At 43.6% G+C, this 15,947-nt stretch carries 16 protein-coding genes and 2 pseudogenes; 10 read left to right on the plus strand and 8 right to left on the minus strand.

Annotated features, from left to right (window positions below; translation table 11 throughout):
* Positions 1–24: 24 nt before the first annotated feature.
* Positions 25–1,416, minus strand: coding sequence for an asparagine--tRNA ligase (gene asnS / locus V7K41_RS27335; RefSeq protein ID WP_334853317.1), 1,392 nt, complete (start codon positions 1,414–1,416; stop codon positions 25–27).
* A 2-nt stretch (positions 1,417–1,418) separates the two neighbouring features.
* Positions 1,419–1,781, minus strand: coding sequence for a hypothetical protein (locus V7K41_RS27340; RefSeq protein ID WP_334853320.1), 363 nt, complete (start codon positions 1,779–1,781; stop codon positions 1,419–1,421).
* A 128-nt stretch (positions 1,782–1,909) separates the two neighbouring features.
* Here V7K41_RS27340 and V7K41_RS27345 point away from each other — a divergent pair, with 128 nt between their 5' ends.
* Entirely contained in the window at positions 1,910–2,185 is a 276-nt protein-coding gene (locus V7K41_RS27345; protein ID WP_104905882.1) for a DUF6439 family protein, read from the plus strand.
* An 80-nt stretch (positions 2,186–2,265) separates the two neighbouring features.
* Here the strand turns inward: V7K41_RS27345 and V7K41_RS27350 are convergent, their stop codons facing one another.
* On the minus strand, positions 2,266–2,715 hold the full coding sequence (locus V7K41_RS27350; RefSeq protein ID WP_334853325.1) for an ATP-binding protein: 450 nt from the start codon (positions 2,713–2,715) through the stop codon (positions 2,266–2,268).
* Positions 2,716–3,105: 390 nt separating this feature from the next.
* Positions 3,106–4,512 carry a 23S rRNA (uracil(1939)-C(5))-methyltransferase RlmD gene (rlmD, locus tag V7K41_RS27355; RefSeq protein ID WP_334853328.1) on the minus strand — a complete coding sequence of 469 codons (1,407 nt, stop codon included), beginning with the start codon at positions 4,510–4,512 and terminating at the stop codon, positions 3,106–3,108.
* Positions 4,513–4,885: 373 nt separating this feature from the next.
* On the opposite strand from rlmD, the gene V7K41_RS27360 reads away from it, so the two are divergent.
* A complete protein-coding gene (locus V7K41_RS27360) occupies positions 4,886–5,371 on the plus strand; it encodes an allophycocyanin subunit alpha-B (protein ID WP_109007747.1) in 486 nt (161 codons plus the stop codon).
* 646 nt (positions 5,372–6,017) lie between these two features.
* On the opposite strand, the gene V7K41_RS27365 is transcribed toward V7K41_RS27360, so the two are convergent.
* Positions 6,018–6,173, minus strand: coding sequence for a hypothetical protein (locus V7K41_RS27365; RefSeq protein ID WP_334853332.1), 156 nt, complete (start codon positions 6,171–6,173; stop codon positions 6,018–6,020).
* 282 nt (positions 6,174–6,455) lie between these two features.
* On the opposite strand from V7K41_RS27365, the gene V7K41_RS27370 reads away from it, so the two are divergent.
* The 4 genes from V7K41_RS27370 (at position 6,456) to purF (ending at position 11,486) form a co-directional block, all read left to right on the plus strand.
* Positions 6,456–6,770, plus strand: a complete 315-nt coding sequence (locus V7K41_RS27370) for a hypothetical protein (protein ID WP_334853335.1) — start codon at positions 6,456–6,458, stop codon at positions 6,768–6,770.
* Between the two features lie 100 nt (positions 6,771–6,870).
* Positions 6,871–7,149: a type II toxin-antitoxin system death-on-curing family toxin gene (locus V7K41_RS27375; protein WP_334853337.1), complete on the plus strand. Its 279-nt coding sequence runs from the start codon at positions 6,871–6,873 to the stop codon at positions 7,147–7,149.
* A 39-nt stretch (positions 7,150–7,188) separates the two neighbouring features.
* Entirely contained in the window at positions 7,189–9,639 is a 2,451-nt protein-coding gene (gene purL, locus V7K41_RS27380) for a phosphoribosylformylglycinamidine synthase subunit PurL (protein WP_334853338.1), read from the plus strand.
* 347 nt (positions 9,640–9,986) lie between these two features.
* Positions 9,987–11,486, plus strand: a complete 1,500-nt coding sequence (purF, locus tag V7K41_RS27385; RefSeq protein ID WP_334853340.1) for an amidophosphoribosyltransferase — start codon at positions 9,987–9,989, stop codon at positions 11,484–11,486.
* A 338-nt stretch (positions 11,487–11,824) separates the two neighbouring features.
* Here purF and lysS read toward each other — a convergent pair whose 3' ends face one another.
* Together lysS and V7K41_RS27395 are read right to left on the minus strand one after the other, a co-directional pair.
* Positions 11,825–13,510, minus strand: coding sequence for a lysine--tRNA ligase (gene lysS, locus V7K41_RS27390; RefSeq protein ID WP_334853342.1), 1,686 nt, complete (start codon positions 13,508–13,510; stop codon positions 11,825–11,827).
* Between the two features lie 310 nt (positions 13,511–13,820).
* The gene (locus V7K41_RS27395; protein ID WP_334853345.1) at positions 13,821–13,997 is read right to left on the minus strand and encodes a hypothetical protein; all 177 of its coding nucleotides are present in this window, start codon (positions 13,995–13,997) and stop codon (positions 13,821–13,823) included.
* Positions 13,998–14,259: 262 nt separating this feature from the next.
* Between V7K41_RS27395 and V7K41_RS27400 the strand changes: the two genes are divergently transcribed.
* From V7K41_RS27400 to V7K41_RS27415, 4 genes and pseudogenes are all read left to right on the plus strand, one after another.
* Positions 14,260–14,493 carry an EF-hand domain-containing protein gene (locus V7K41_RS27400; RefSeq protein WP_334853347.1) on the plus strand — a complete coding sequence of 78 codons (234 nt, stop codon included), beginning with the start codon at positions 14,260–14,262 and terminating at the stop codon, positions 14,491–14,493.
* A gap of 316 nt (positions 14,494–14,809) precedes the next feature.
* Positions 14,810–14,893, plus strand: a pseudogene (locus V7K41_RS27405) (hypothetical protein); the annotation flags it as partial.
* 12 nt (positions 14,894–14,905) lie between these two features.
* A pseudogene (locus V7K41_RS27410) lies at positions 14,906–15,199 on the plus strand (IS1634 family transposase); the annotation flags it as partial.
* Positions 15,200–15,211: 12 nt separating this feature from the next.
* The gene (locus V7K41_RS27415) at positions 15,212–15,439 is read left to right on the plus strand and encodes a Uma2 family endonuclease (RefSeq protein WP_334853669.1); all 228 of its coding nucleotides are present in this window, start codon (positions 15,212–15,214) and stop codon (positions 15,437–15,439) included.
* A gap of 18 nt (positions 15,440–15,457) precedes the next feature.
* Here V7K41_RS27415 and V7K41_RS27420 read toward each other — a convergent pair whose 3' ends face one another.
* Complete coding sequence (locus V7K41_RS27420; protein ID WP_334853348.1) at positions 15,458–15,883, minus strand: hypothetical protein; 426 nt, start codon at positions 15,881–15,883, stop codon at positions 15,458–15,460.
* Between the last annotated feature and the right edge of the window lie 64 nt (positions 15,884–15,947).

Raw genomic sequence — 15,947 nt, forward strand, 5'->3', positions numbered from 1 at the left:
TCACCTGGGTTCCAAATTCTCAAACTAAAACTCAGCACTTTGCGGTGTACGCGGAAATGGAATCACATCACGAATATTTCCCATACCCGTCATGAATTGCACGAGTCGTTCAAAACCCAGTCCAAAACCAGCGTGGGGGACAGTACCATAACGACGCAAATCAAGATACCACCACAAATCTTCTGGGTTTAATCCTTGCGCTAACACGCGGCGTTCTAAGACTTCCAGACGTTCTTCTCTCTGAGAACCGCCGACAATTTCGCCAATTTTGGGTGCGAGAATATCCATTGCGCGGACGGTTTTTTCATCGTCGTTTAAACGCATATAAAAGGCTTTGATTTGCGCTGGGTAATCTGTAACGATCGCAGGCTTCTTGAAAAGCTGTTCAGCCAAGTAGCGTTCGTGTTCTGATTGTAAATCTAAGCCCCAACTCACAGGATATTCAAATTTGACATCAGCTTTTTCTAAAAGTTTGATCGCTTCTGTATAAGTTAAGCGTTCAAACTGATTATTAATAATATTTTCGGCTGTTGCCAACACAGATTTATCAATACGTTCATTGAAAAATTCCATATCTTCTCGGCAAGTTTCCAATACATATTTAAAAATGTGTTTGAGAAACGCCTCAGCTAAATCCATATCACCTTCTAGATCGCAAAAAGCCATTTCTGGCTCAACCATCCAAAATTCCGCTAAGTGGCGCGAGGTGTTGGAATTTTCTGCACGGAAGGTAGGGCCAAAAGTGTAGACGTTACTAAACGCCATTGCCATAACTTCTGCTTCCAACTGGCCGCTAACTGTTAAATATGTAGGTTTAGCAAAAAAGTCTTGACTGTAATCTACTGCTTGGTTTTCTGTCCGAGGAATATTCTTTAAATCTAAACTGGTAACGCTAAAGAGTTCACCCGCACCTTCGCAGTCACTAGCAGTGATGATGGGTGTGTGTACCCACAAAAAGCCTCTTTCTTGGAAGAATTGGTGAATTGCTGTCGAACAAGCATTTCTGACGCGGAAAACTGCGCCAAAGGAATTAGTACGCGATCGCAAATGTCCAATGGTTCGCAGAAACTCAAAGGAATGGCGTTTCTTTTGCAGGGGATATGTATCGGGATCGGCTTCTCCGTAAACTTTCACTGTCTCAGCTTTCAATTCAATCCGTTGTCCTTTACCAAGAGAAGCTACTAATACCCCTGTCACCTCGACAGCAGCACCTGTATTCAATTTTTTCAAGATAGCTTCATAGTCTGGCAAATCCTGATTGATGACGACTTGCAAATTAGCTAGTGATGAGCCGTCATTGACTTCAATAAAAGCAAACCCTTTGGACTCGCGTTTCGTCCGCACCCAGCCTTGAATTTGCAGGGACTCATCAGGTTGACCACTTCGCAATATTTCTGCAATCCGTCGATTTACCATATTTATCCAGCATAAGACTTTAATATCCAGCCTATGATAACGCCCATTCCACCAAAGCGGACGACTTGCCAGAAAGGTTTTTTGAGGCTACGCCAAGAAAATAACTGACTTTCTAAGTTTAGTTCTAGCATTTCCAACTGCCGTTGAATTTGCCGTAACTCTGCTTTGATTTCTGGTGTCTGAGATTTATTGTGCTTTAGTCGATCGCAGCGCTGTTGCCATTGTGCCTGTTGTTGGCGATCGCGTTGCACTTGATCGTAACGTTCTCTCAAGGATAGGAGCGATCGTTCTACTTCCTCTAGTTCTTGTTCAAAATCTGGTTCGGGATTTTCTGCTGACGGCTGTGATTGTTTAGACGGCTTCATGTACAAGTAGTAAACTAAGATTAAATGCAACCTGCCAATAGTCAAAATTAAAACTATGAGTTTTTGACTCAGCACTCAGCACTCATCACAGGCTAAACGCCCCGCTATCGCTAACAGCACTCATAATTATGTCTCAATCTACTCAGCTGCCTAAAACCAGTCAACTGAATGAACTTACTACTCTGGAACTAGCTCAAGCCCTCATGGAAAGGCTGACTATTTCCCCTAACGATTGGCATCGCCTCAAGTCTAACCGTAATTCCCGCGCTAATGAACAAGTAGCAGCAGCGATTGTGTATCTTTTAAAGAATCAGCCAGAAGAAGCTCAAGCTAGATTACAACAAGCAGTTGGTTGGTTAGATCGCTCCATTTCTGCCCCTCCCTGTCCGACTCACGGAAAATAGAGAGTAGGCAATAAAAAATCAATCAACCAATAACTTTCTTTCCTACCCAGACGCGATTAATCGCGTCTCTACTAGCCCTGTTATCGCCGCAGAGATAATCCTCGGCGATTTTCCATTTGTTTACAAAGCCTCAATTCTGTGCCTTTGCGGTTCCATTCTACCCGATCAAAAATTTGATGCAGAAGACATAAACCACGACCATTTTCTGACTCATCTGGTGGAAGATAGTCTGTTGGTTCTTCATTACTAGTAGATGAAGGAATAAAGCCACTACCCTGGTCTGATATTATCCACCAATATTGATTATCTATTACGGAAAAACGAACTACAACTGTTTTACTCGGATCGAGATTGTTACCATGTTTAGCTGCGTTGACTAGGGCTTCTTGAAGTCCTAGCCGCAGTTCTGCTTGTAATCTTGCTGGAATTTCTGCCAACAATAAGTCTAATATGGGACAAAGGTAGAGGGTTGAGGCAAAACTAATAGTGCCCCAATAACGTCCAACTGGACGGAGTGAAATAGTAATCACAAGAGAAACCCCATAGCTTTCACTTAGCTAGACATCAGTTTGCTATTACAGTCACCCTGATAAAACTTGAGGTGGTCATGCTGCCTTCAAACTTGCGTCTTTAAAACTAAATTTTGAAAATGCTAGGGAGCATTGGCTCTATTCTATGAATTGGAATTGTTTAGGTATATATCGGCTGAAATAAGTTTGATAATGAATTCAGCAAATTAAGAATATGCTGTTAATTTTAGAGAGTATTGGCATACTCTAGTTAGTTGCCGATTTATAATTTACACAATCTTCTTCATGTTTTTAAGAACCCATGCAACTTGAATTTATTTAAATAAAATGAATTTTTATCTTTGGCTTAATTCAATTTTAGCATCTTTAGTATGCACTAGACTAAAAATTTCAAATTTCAGTTTTTTTGAAGGAATTACTACCCTTGTCAAAATGTGATAGCACAAGAAAGGCGGCAGCTTCAACATGAGCAGTTTGAGGAAAAAAATCAGCAGGTTGTACCCGTGTGATGGTATATTGCCCATCTTGACAAAGCAATTTCAGGTCGCGGGCGAGGGTAGCTACTTTACAGCTGACGTAAACGATCCGAGATGGTTTCAATTGCCGTAAAGTCTCTATGACTGCGCGATCGCACCCCTTACGTGGCGGATCGAGTATTACTACTTCTGGTATTGTGCCCATTTGGGGAAGCAATTTCTCTACTGCCCCGACTTGGAATGTCACATTATCAATTCCGTTGCGGTGGGCATTCAAAATAGCTTGTTCTACTGCTGCTGGTTGCACTTCTAATCCTGTAGCTTGACGCACTTTTTGGGCGAGGGGTAAAGTTAAAGTTCCAATACCACAATAGGCATCAACTAGCAACTCATGCCCTTGAAGATTGAGTTCTGATTGAATTACCTGCAATAGCGCCTCTGCTGTTTCTGTATACACTTGGAAAAATGTATCTGGGCGTACTTGAAATTCCAGTCCAGCAAAATATTCACGCAGGTGGGGTACTCCAGCGATGCAACGGGTTTCCGATCCAAAGATAGCATTTGTGCGATCGCTATTGCGGTTGAGCGACACTCCTACTAACTGCGGATAACGCTTTAACCATTCCTGGGCTTGGGTTTCAATTCCTAATAAATTCCAGTCCTTCACCACCAAAGTCAGCAACATTTCCCCTGTGTGTCGGCCAATGCGTAAACCGAGATGGCGAATTTTTCCTTGGTGGCGCTGTTCATCGTAAATTTGCCAACCTTGCTGTTGGATATCCTGCTTAACTTCGGCAAGTAAGGGATTTAATCGCGCATCTTGGACTGGACATTGATTTAAATTAATTAATTGGTGACTACCTTTTTGATAGTAACCAGCCTGTACCTGTCCTGTTGCCGATAGCGAGAGAGGATATGTAGATTTGTTACGGTAGCCGAAAGCAGAAGAGGCGGCGAGTACCGGATCTACTGGTGGTTGGATAAAACCGCCAATGCGTTCCAAAGCTTGAATAACTTGATTTTGCTTGGCTACTAGCTGGTAATCATAATTAATATGCTGCCACTGGCAACCACCGCACTTATCCGCCACAATACAACTAGGTCGGATCCGGTGGGGGGATGGTGACAATAGCTGTTGGAGCTTCCCGTGGGCGTATTTAGGTTTAACATGAACTAAGCGGACAATGGCGCGATCGCCTGGGACAGTATCTGGGACAAACACTACACGCTCATCAGCACGTCCTACACCATCGCCTGTATCATTCAGATTAGCGATCGTCACTTCAATTAATTCACCCTGTTGCCAAATTATTTTAGTCATTTGTCATTGGTCATTAGTCATTAGTCATTAGTCATTGGGCATCGGGCAATAATTCAATAGTTCTTTTCCCGCTGCTCCCCCTGCCTCCCCTACCTCCCCTGCTCCCCCTGCCTCCCCTGCTCCCCCTGCTCCCCCTGCCTCCCCTGCTCCCCCTGCCTCCCCTGCTCCCCCTGCCTCCCCTGCTCCCCCTGCCTCCCCTACCTCCCCTGCTCCCCCTGCCTCCCCTGCCTCCCCTGCTTCCCCTGCTCCCTACCTCCTGCCCCCTCATCTCCCCAAACAGATAAATTCAATACATAAGTAGCTCCGATCCCTTCACTTGTGTACCTCCGACTCGCTAAACTAACAGATAATATTTCAGGTGATTTCAATAATCATGACTGTAATTAGCCAAGTTATTCTCAAAGCCGACGACGAACTGCGTTATCCCAGCAGTGGCGAACTTAAAAATATCAAAGACTTTTTGGAAACCGGCGTACAACGGACGCGGATTGCCGCTACCTTAGCCGAAAACGAAAAAAAGATAGTTCAAGAAGCAACCAAACAACTTTGGCAGAAGCGTCCTGACTTTATCTCCCCCGGAGGTAATGCTTACGGTGAACGCCAACGCTCTCTATGTATCCGTGATTTTGGCTGGTACTTACGCCTAATTACCTATGGTGTACTTGCCGGTGACAAAGAGCCAATTGAAAAAATCGGTTTGATTGGTGTGCGCGAAATGTACAATTCATTGGGCGTTCCCGTGCCTGGAATGGTAGAAGCGATCAATTCTCTCAAAACAGCCTCCCTTAGCTTACTGAGTGCAGAAGACGCTGCCGAAGCAGCACCTTACTTTGATTACATCATTCAAGCGATGTCTTAATACAAAGTATGTGCTACTTCTAGGAATATACTTTCGGTCTACTAGAGTAAGTGCGAGGTATTAGCACTCGATAGGCATAAAATCCCCAATTTGATCGTAACCTTCCCCACATTTGGTAGTGGCTGTGGCAAAATCTCTGTCAAGTTACCAACCAGTTGTGGGGAAATTTTATGGATATGGGTATGGGGCACTGAGTGCCTAGCGTCCGTCTCGTAGAGAAGTATTGGGCATACCTTCGGCTTCTCTACGAGACGCTACACGGACGCTCGGCACAAGTCGCTCAGGGCAAGTAGGCATCTAACTAATGACTAATGACTAATGACTAATGACTAATGACTAATGACTAATGACTAATGACTAATGACTAATGACTAATGACTAATGACTAATGACTAATGACAAATACAAAAAACCGACAGTCTTTGATTAAAGCTGTCGGCTATTTAAGTGTGTTCCCTATTAATGACTCGGCTAGAGTTCAGTTGTCATTAATTATGCCTAGCTATTGATCGCCAGGAGACGATCCTAATCATCAAGTATGTGTGATTCTCGTCACTTAATTGTTACATCTAAACTGCATATACCCGAATAATCTCTGAGTGACACTAGATTCACGTAAGTAAAGGAGCTAGAAATTTCACCAAGATTAAAAAATCAAGTTATCTTTAAAGACTAAAGCATTTGGTGTGGTATCGATTTTCATCTTGTCTACCTCACGATCGGAATAATCCTGTTGAGCAGATTCTGGGGTTGTACTACCCCTCCATCCAAGAAACAAGTTTGCTTGTAAGAAAGGTTGCACAAGCATCTTCTGCCAATACTTACCAAGATGGAGATACAGGTATTAAGTTAAAGTTTAATTGAAGAGCGATCGCGCTTCAATCTACAGGAAAGTAAAAGTGCATAGCTTGCCACCGTAGGCATCGTGTTTTACAACATAAATTAATTAGCATCCTAAAATACTTTTAACGCCATTCACCAACATAGCTACTAATTCAAATGATGCGGTGGTTGCAAGCGCGATAAGCTAGAGTTAGCAGCAAAAGTGATTCACAACTGGCAAAAAACCTAGCTTGAGGTAACGATGGCAACAGAACAAAAGCACAGCAATTATTTATCAGAAGCCGAAAGCCGTTTGCGTCAACTTTCTCTTGAAAAGTTGCGATTAGCAGTTGCGTTTCTGGCTTATTTGCAAGAAACAGAAGAAAACGAAGTTACTGAAAAAGTATTATTAAATATTCCTGATTTTGCCCAATCTTTCCGCGAGATTGAACAAAATGAAGACAAGTTAGAAAATACTGCCTCAAATCAGATTGCCTCAGATGAAGAGGTATGGCAGGCTTATTTAGCTTCTAAACAGAAATGGCAGGAGGTTTACCGTCGCCTTGCAGACTCCTAGATTTCTTTCTATTTCTCAAGTCCTAGACATTCACCAAAATGAGATAAACAGCTTTGGTGGAACATCTGGTGTCAGAGACGAAGGTTCGCTAGATTAAGCATTGGCACAACCTCAAGCTACTTTTGGCGGCGAACTTCTCCATCCTACAATTCACGAGCAAGCAGCAGCATACCTGTACCATTTAGCGATGAACCATCCGTTTATTGATGGCAACAAACGCACTGCATTTGCGGTTATGGATATTTTCATAACCTTAAACGGCTACAGTTTGAACTTATCCCAAGAGCAAGCTTACAACTTGGTGATTCAAGTAGTCCAAAAAGAAATATTCAAAGAAGAATTATCTGCATTCCTAAAACTGCATCTGCAAGGCAAGTAAATCGATAGAATAATGCTCTGTCCCCCAGAGTGCATTTTCATGACTGCAACCTCAAAACCAGCCTTTTCCGCCGAAGAAATCGCCGCAGAAGGTTTAAAGCCAGAAGAATACGCAGAAATTGTCCGTCGGCTAGGACGTCATCCCAACAAAGCTGAACTGGGAATGTTTGGCGTAATGTGGTCTGAGCATTGCTGTTATAAAAATTCTCGACCTCTACTCAAACAATTTCCCACCGATGGCCCCCGCATCCTCGTGGGGCCTGGTGAAAATGCTGGTGTTGTAGACTTGGGTGATGGACTCCAACTAGCTTTTAAGATTGAATCTCACAACCATCCCTCAGCGGTCGAACCCTTTCAGGGAGCTGCAACGGGAGTAGGCGGTATTCTCAGAGATATTTTTACAATGGGTGCGCGTCCCATTGCCCTATTAAACTCGTTACGCTTTGGTTCCCTAGAAGATGCCAAAACTCAAAGGCTGTTCCAAGGCGTAGTGGCAGGAATCTCTCATTATGGTAACTGTGTGGGAGTACCTACCGTTGGCGGCGAAGTTTACTTTGACTCTGCTTACTCTGGTAATCCTCTGGTGAACGTTATGGCACTAGGATTGATGGAAACACCAGAAATCGTCAAATCTGGAGCATCTGGCTTAGGCAACCCCGTGCTGTATGTTGGTTCCACCACTGGGCGCGATGGTATGGGAGGCGCGAGTTTTGCTAGTGCAGAATTGAGCGATAAATCCATAGACGATCGCCCTGCTGTGCAAGTGGGCGATCCCTTTTTGGAAAAGTCGTTAATTGAAGCTTGTCTGGAGGCGTTTAAGACGGGTGCAGTTGTCGCCGCCCAGGATATGGGAGCAGCGGGGATCACCTGTTCTACCTCAGAGATGGCAGCAAAAGGCGGTGTGGGAATTGAACTAGATTTAGATAAGATTCCCGTAAGAGAAATGGGGATGGTTCCTTATGAATATCTACTTTCGGAATCTCAAGAACGAATGCTGTTTGTTGCTCATAAAGGGCGTGAGCAAGAATTAATCGACATTTTTCATCGGTGGGGACTTCAAGCCGTTGTTGCTGGGGCAGTTATAGCTGAACCTATTGTGCGGATTCTCTTTCAGGGTGAAGTAGCAGCAGAAATTCCCGCTGAGGCTTTGGCGGAGAATACCCCACTGTATAACCGAGAGTTGTTGGCAGAAGCACCAGAATATGCGCGTCAAGCTTGGGAATGGACTGTTGATTCCCTACCTCCTTCTACAACTGCTGGAATAGAACTCCAAGAAGGACTACAAAGTTGGAATAATATTCTCTTAACTTTGCTCGATACACCCACGATCGCTTCTAAAAACTGGGTATATCGTCAGTACGACCATCAAGTACAAAATAATACGGTAATCCTGCCAGGTGGTGCAGATGCCGCTGTTATCCGCTTGCGCCCCCTTGAAGAGGATAGGGGGCAGAGGAGCGGGGGGGCAGAGGAGCAGAGAAGAATTCCCAATGTCCAACCCGGTATTGCTGCCACGGTGGATTGCAATCCTCGGTATGTTTATCTTGACCCCTACGAAGGAGCTAAGGCAGTGGTGGCAGAAGCTGCACGCAATCTTAGCTGTGTAGGTGCAGAACCTCTGGCGGTAACGGATAACTTGAATTTTGGCTCCCCAGAAAAACCGATTGGTTACTGGCAATTGGCAGAAGCTTGTCGCGGTTTGGCGGAAGGTTGCCGAGAATTGGCGACACCAGTCACAGGCGGAAATGTCTCTTTGTACAATGAAACTCTTGATTCTCAAAGCATCCCACAACCCATTTATCCCACTCCTGTTGTCGGTATGGTGGGTTTGATTCCTGATATAACCAAAATTTGTGGTCAAGGTTGGCAAGCATCCGGCGATGTGATTTATCTTCTCGGATTGCCTCTGGCATCCAAAATCAGTTTGGGAGCATCTGAATATTTAGCCACTATCCACGGGACTGTTGCCGGAAAACCACCACGGGTAGATTTTGACTTGGAACGCCGCGTCCAAAAAGTTTGTCGTGAAGGAATTCGTAATGGTTGGGTACGTTCAGCCCACGATTCTGCTGAGGGAGGAGTGGCGATCGCCATAGCCGAATGTTGTCTTGCTGGCAACCTTGGTGCCGAAATCAATTTAGAAATAGCACCAACACAGTTAAACCACGGCAGTTGCTCCACTTGGGGAGACCCCAAGACCGCACTGCCTCGCCTCGACGAGGTGTTGTTTGCCGAAGGTGGTGCCAGAATTTTAGTTTCTGTAGCATCAGCACAACAAGAAATTTGGGAATCATACTTACAGGAACATCTAGGTCAAGATTGGCAAAAACTGGGTGTAGTTGGTAATTTTGAGACGGGTTTGGGGGTTTTCACTACTGATAACCAAACCTTAATCAAAGTTAGGATCGAAGATATGAGCGATCGCTATTCCCATGCGATCGCCAGACGTATCGCCATCCACACTACTACCACCCAAGAAGCTAGAAGTTGAAAGTGAGGATTTAGGAATATAAAAGTATAACTCCTAACTCTTCCCTCTTTGACTAGCGTCTCTGAGCAAAATTACGGTACTGTTTTAATGGATGGTTAAAGATTTGTTAAGAACTCCGCAGCCATCTATATAATCCCAGTGACTGACTACCGATTTTAGATTTTGAATTTTAGATTTTGGATTGGGGGCGTTACTTCTAGTTCATGTCTTGCTCCTATTGGGCGAAACAAATCTAAAATAGCCATTCTCCAATCCCAAGCCGCATATCTACTACGGTGCAGATCGATCCAAAATCGTCAATCTCAAATCCAAAATTGATTGACCCCCCCACCAGGAGCAAAGCTAGCATGATTTCTATTCATTCTGTCACTTCGGATGAATACCCCGACCAGACCAACAACCCAATCAATAGTCATGAAAATCAACCTGACAAGCCAGAAGAAGCTTGTGGTGTTTTTGGCATCTATGCCCCAGGAGAAAACGTTGCTAAACTGACCTACTTTGGATTGTATGCCCTTCAACATCGGGGTCAAGAATCAGCTGGTATTGCCACCTTTGAGGGAACACAAGTACATCTCCACAAAGATATGGGCTTGGTGTCTCAAGTTTTTAATGAATCCATCTTGGATCAATTGCCCGGTAGCCTTGGTGTTGGTCACACTCGTTATTCCACCACAGGTTCTAGCCGCAAAGTTAATGCCCAACCCGCAGTGCTAGAAACCCGTTTAGGTTCATTAGCTTTAGCACATAATGGCAATTTAGTCAATACTGTGCAACTGCGTCAAGAGTTGCTTGAGAACAAATGTAACTTAGTGACGACAACAGACTCAGAAATGATCGCTTTTGCGATCGCAGAAGCCATCCATGCTGGTGCAGATTGGCTAGAAGGTGCAATTCAGGCATTTCACCGTTGCCAAGGAGCCTTTAGTTTAGTTATTGGCACTCCTATTGGCGTTATGGGTGTCCGCGATCCCAATGGCATTCGCCCCTTAGTAATTGGGACTTTGGCTGGTAATCCAGTTCGTTACGTTTTGGCTTCCGAGACTTGTGGTTTAGACATCATTGGAGCCGAATACCTGCGAGACGTAGAACCAGGTGAATTAGTTTGGATTACTGAAGAAGGTTTAGCTTCTTACCATTGGAGCCAAAAGCCCGAGCGGAAATTGTGCATCTTTGAAATGATTTACTTTGCCCGTCCTGATAGCGTCATGCACAACGAGAGTTTGTACAGCTACCGAATGCGGTTAGGACACCAATTAGCTAAAGAATCTGCTGTAGATGCCGATATTGTCTTTGGTGTGCCTGATTCTGGTATACCTGCTGCGATCGGATTTTCCCAAGCTTCTGGTGTATCTTACGCCGAAGGTTTGATTAAAAATCGCTATGTTGGGCGAACGTTTATTCAGCCAACACAAATGATGCGCGAGTCCGGTATCCGTATGAAACTCAACCCCCTCAGAGATGTGCTGGCAGGTAAACGAGTGATTATTGTAGACGACTCGATTGTTCGCGGTACTACCAGCCGTAAACTAGTCAAAACCTTACGTGAAGCAGGTGCAGTAGAGGTACACATGCGAATTTCTTCTCCGCCTGTAACTCATCCCTGCTTTTATGGCATCGATACCGATTCTCAGGATCAACTGATTGCTGCTACCAAGTCAGTAGCGGAAATTGCCAAGCAACTGGAAGTAGACAGCCTCGCTTATCTCAGTTGGGAGGGAATGTTAGAAGCGACACGAGAAGACACCAATAGTTTCTGTTCTGCCTGCTTCACTGGAGATTATCCCGTGGCAATTCCTGAGCAAGTGAAGCGTTCTAAGCTGATTTTAGAAAAAGTAGTGGTGTAGGGGTTGGGGGGATTAGGGAGATGAGGAGACAAGCCCGCACTCAGACTTTTCGCTCCTGCTCTTGAAAGGCTTTGAATTCTCCTCCTTCTCTAGTCTACGGTGTACACACAAGTCCTAAAATCCTTGCTTGGTAAGATACAAGCCTTTCCTCGTTCCTATGCTCCGCATGAGAATACATTCATGTGGCTGCTGACTCAATGTCTGATTGTAGGCAGAGCCTCTAATCAGCCATTCCCATGCAGAACATCGGAACGAGAGACACTCCAGGCGAAACTCTTACCAAATCCGAATCAAGTTGATAAATAGGGCAAGTCATCGCCCCATTTACCTTTACTAACTCAACTCAATTGTTCAAACTTAAATTTCCCTTTAATAAACTTGTTAAAGTATTGACCTTCAGACGGTGCATTTTCTAAGCCTTCCTTTACACTAAGGGGTACTTTGAAATACTCATAAACACTTCCATTGTCAAATTCAATAGTTAGTGTTTGAGTTGTTGGATCATAACGAAATTCTTTAATCAGGCTGCTGGGAGGCTTGAGTAAGGGGAAGGCGATCGCATCCCGAATACTGGCACAATCAGTTAATAACATCACCAATCGATCAATCCCAATCCCTAAACCACCTGTAGGCGGCATACCGTATTCCAAAGCTGTCAGAAAGTCTTCATCTACACCTTGGGCTTCTAAGTCGCCAGCAGCTTTTCTTTCAGCTTGGGCTTCTAAACGCTCTCTTTGATCGATGGGATCGGTAAGTTCTGAGAAGCTATTCCCAGTTTCTCGCCCGACTATAAATAACTCAAATCTTTCCACCAAACCAGGTTGAGAACGGTGGGGTTTTGCTAAGGGCGAAATTTCTACAGGGTAATCAATTACAAAGGTAGGTTGAATTAAATTGGCTTCTACCTTCTCTTCAAAAGCTAAATTTAGTAACTTACCAATTGATTGGGCTTCATCTATACCAGGAATAGCAGCATTTTTACTTGCTATTTTTGCTTCTTCCAAACTTTGGAACGAATTAAAATCCAAGCCCGTAAATTCTTTAACTAAATCGTGCATTGTCACTCGCCGCCAAGGTGGTGTCAAATCAATAGGTTCCTCTTGGTAGGTGATTTGCAGTGTGCCGAGTACCTCTTGGGCGACAGTAGTAATAATCCCTTCTGTCAGCGCCATCATATCGTTGTAATCGGCGTAGGCTTGGTAAACTTCAATCGTCGTAAATTCGGGATTGTGTCGAGTTGAAATTCCCTCATTACGGAAAACCCGCCCCAATTCAAACACCTTTTCAAAACCACCCACAATCAACCGCTTGAGATGGAGTTCTGTGGCAATTCGCAGATACAATTCCATTTCTAAAGTGTTGTGGTAAGTGATAAATGGACGTGCATCTGCACCCCCAGTTTCACTTTGCAAAACTGGCGTTTCAATTTCCAGAAAATCCCGTTCTTCTAAATAACGACGAATACCAGCAGTAATTTGGGCGCGACGGCGGAAAGTTTGCCGCACTTCCGGGTTTACAATCAAGTCAACGTAGCGCTGACGGTAACGCTTGGCAACATCCGTTAATCCATGCCACTTGTCGGGTAGCGGCAACAGGGATTTAGTAAGGATAGTATATTGTTTAACGTAGACAGATAACTCGCCCTTTTCAGTCCGTTTAATAGTACCTTTGGCTCCTAATATGTCGCCTGCATCTGTAAGTTGCTTCAGGTGATTGAAGGCATCGGCATCAATATCTGCCATACCTTCTTGGATGCGATTTTTATCCAGATAAAGCTGAATTGTACCGGTTTCATCTTGCAAGGTGAAAAAAGCCAATTTACCGAAAACGCGACGCGCCATAATGCGTCCGGCTATGGCAACTTCTAAATCAACTTCTTCACCACTGACTAAATCGGCAAACTTTTCTTGCAACTGCGCTGCATGATGGGTAGATTCCCAACGATAAGCGTAAGGGTTAGTCCCTAGCTGCTTGAGTTGTTCTACTTTCTCCAGCCTCGCGGCTCGGATATCTTCTTCCGACATGGTAACGAACTAAATAGGGCAAGATTAATTATAGATGCTGCCAAAGTTGAGAGTAAGGGATAATCGCCTAAAAGTGATGTCCGATGGCTAAAGGAAATACAATGACACAAACTAGAGTCCGCCTGTGGACTGTAAACGAATATCACCGGATGTTTGAAATCGGTATTATTACATAGGATGAAAGGGTAGAACTGATTGATGAGCAAGTTATCCCCAGGAGTGCCAAAAATCCTCCCTATGCAGCGACAACGCTTTGTGCATCTGACTATCTGAAGCGATTGTAATCATACCTCTTCTTCTCTTCGAGACGCTACGCGAACGCCCCCTTTTTTCCACCAGCACGAAGCTGGTGGGCGCGCACAACTGTGCCATCCACATAATGAACTTCCCAATCAAGTTTTCCTTGAGAATCTGCCATCGCTTGTAGGTGCTCTAAGATTTGATTCCAAATTCCGGCTTTTTCGCATCGATAAAATCTTGTTGCCACACTCTCCCACGGGCCATATTACTCCCATTTCCCGACATCCCACACATAACTGTAATTTTTTTTTGCTTAATACTTGACAGTTTTAAGTAATATATTTTACTGTATACACCAGCGTGTTGAAAAATCTATAGTGCGCGGTCGAGTCTCTTATAAGAAAACATTGCCTAAGTATAAAAATTTCATTAAATTTTCATTAACTTTCCTTGCGTCTTTGTCAAGATTTTGAGATATTAAATTGAAAAATTAATTCAGATAGAAACTTATGACAACCGAGCAAGAGCTTCAATCTCTTTTTAATACCTTAGATGGCGATCGAGACGGCAAAGTCTCCATTAATGATCTTTTTTTAAGTCCTGGCTTAAGTGCAATCATCTCATCAGAAACAAATACCACTAGTCCCCAGGAGTTACTAGTACAGTATGATTTAGACAAAGACGGTAGTATTACCTTTGAAGAGTTAAAGGAAGCAGTTGAGAAAGCAAATAATTTAAACTAGCAGTCAAAAAATCAACGCCACACTCACCCCAAAATCCCTCTCTAGGCAACTATTGAGGGATTTGCCTTGATTTGCCCCTTAGTGACACTTTGCTATTTTCTACAACTTTTCATTCTAGCTAGTAATAACCTACCATCGACTCTGTAGCCACCTCTCAGAGGGTTTTCGATTGGTTAATGGTTTTGACTATTCAACCCACATTTTGCAGGTGCGATCGTAAATGCTGTATTTTGAAAATGACGTAAATGGTGCATTTTAGAAGCATGACAGCACCACCACTAGATATCAGAGTACAGGATATTGACCACTTGATGAGATGAATCTAGTAGAACAAATCAATCGACTGCTAGGAACTCATTCTCAAGAACTCATCAGTGCAGGTCAAGTTGTCAAAGCAATGATTTTGAACGGAAATTCGACTGAGCGAGTTGCTGCACTAGCAATGGTTATGGGTTTATACCTGCTTGTTTACAGTCTGGGTCAAAGAGCTCTACGTCAAGCTTTACAACGAGCGAAAAAAACTATTGATAATCAGTTGGGTAAACCAACTTCTACTCCAACCTTACGTTGGGTATTTCAATGTTTTATGTCGATTCATTTAGTTATGATCGCCCAAATTAAGCAAATTGCCAACTTAACCCATGAAAGGCAATGGATTCTCCAGTTTTTTGGTGCTCCTTGTCGAAAATATTATCTTCTTTCTTAACTAACCTGCGGAATATGGGATACAACACTAGAGACAGATCGCAAACAAAAAGCGCCTCTTTATGCGAAAGCAGAAATTGCTGACTACTGGATTTTGGATGTGAATCAGCGTCGGGTTTATATTTTCCGCGAACTAGGTTTAGAAGGTTACAATCTTGAATTTATTTTGCAGGAGGATGCAACGTTATCCTTGATTGCCTTTCCAGAAATTGAAATCCAGATTAGTCAAATTTTTCGATAAATTTTATAAATCAAACCTTTATTTATCTCCTATTTTTAGCAAATGCTTAGATGAAATAACTTTCATTTTCAAGTTAGTAAATTGCACGATCGCCTTTACCAAATCTTGCTGTTCTGGTTGCAAATTTAGTTTTTCTAGCGCTTGCTTGATATTATTACCAGCCCGGAGATTGTGATTAAGTTGGTCACGCTGAGATGAGTTTAATACTGCCGCAATTTCCCTATTTCTTCTCTGACGCACTGCCTGGAGTTCCTGGCGTTGTAAGGGAGTCAGGCTAATGTCCGACGAGGTGGAGTAGCTTTGAGTTTTGGTACTTTGGGCAAAAATAACACCATAAGTCGTATTGATTTGAACGGGTGCAGCTAAAGCAATTCCCGGCATGAAGAGGACAAGAGCAAGAATATTAGCGAACATAAACAGCCGTTTTGTCAAGTAAATTGCCATATTAAGAAATACCTAGTCTGGCGGAAGTTTGCCTAACTTTAAGCAAGTTGCTCAAGTAACTTAT

The organism is Nostoc sp. (assembly GCF_036917415.1).
Lineage (GTDB): Bacteria > Cyanobacteriota > Cyanobacteriia > Cyanobacteriales > Nostocaceae > Nostoc.

Bases quoted from the DNA above. Each gene is read 5' to 3' on its own strand.
- purL (WP_334853338.1), top strand. From the start codon at position 7,189: ATGACTGCAACCTCAAAACCAGCCTTTTCCGCCGAAGAAATCGCCGCA.
- V7K41_RS27360 (WP_109007747.1), top strand. From the start codon at position 4,886: ATGACTGTAATTAGCCAAGTTATTCTCAAAGCCGACGACGAACTGCGT.
- lysS (WP_334853342.1), bottom strand. From the start codon at position 13,510: ATGTCGGAAGAAGATATCCGAGCCGCGAGGCTGGAGAAAGTAGAACAA.
- V7K41_RS27420 (WP_334853348.1), bottom strand. From the start codon at position 15,883: ATGGCAATTTACTTGACAAAACGGCTGTTTATGTTCGCTAATATTCTT.
- V7K41_RS27400 (WP_334853347.1), top strand. From the start codon at position 14,260: ATGACAACCGAGCAAGAGCTTCAATCTCTTTTTAATACCTTAGATGGC.
- asnS (WP_334853317.1), bottom strand. From the start codon at position 1,416: ATGGTAAATCGACGGATTGCAGAAATATTGCGAAGTGGTCAACCTGAT.
- V7K41_RS27340 (WP_334853320.1), bottom strand. From the start codon at position 1,781: ATGAAGCCGTCTAAACAATCACAGCCGTCAGCAGAAAATCCCGAACCA.
- V7K41_RS27370 (WP_334853335.1), top strand. From the start codon at position 6,456: ATGGCAACAGAACAAAAGCACAGCAATTATTTATCAGAAGCCGAAAGC.
- rlmD (WP_334853328.1), bottom strand. From the start codon at position 4,512: ATGACTAAAATAATTTGGCAACAGGGTGAATTAATTGAAGTGACGATC.
- V7K41_RS27345 (WP_104905882.1), top strand. From the start codon at position 1,910: ATGTCTCAATCTACTCAGCTGCCTAAAACCAGTCAACTGAATGAACTT.
- purF (WP_334853340.1), top strand. From the start codon at position 9,987: ATGATTTCTATTCATTCTGTCACTTCGGATGAATACCCCGACCAGACC.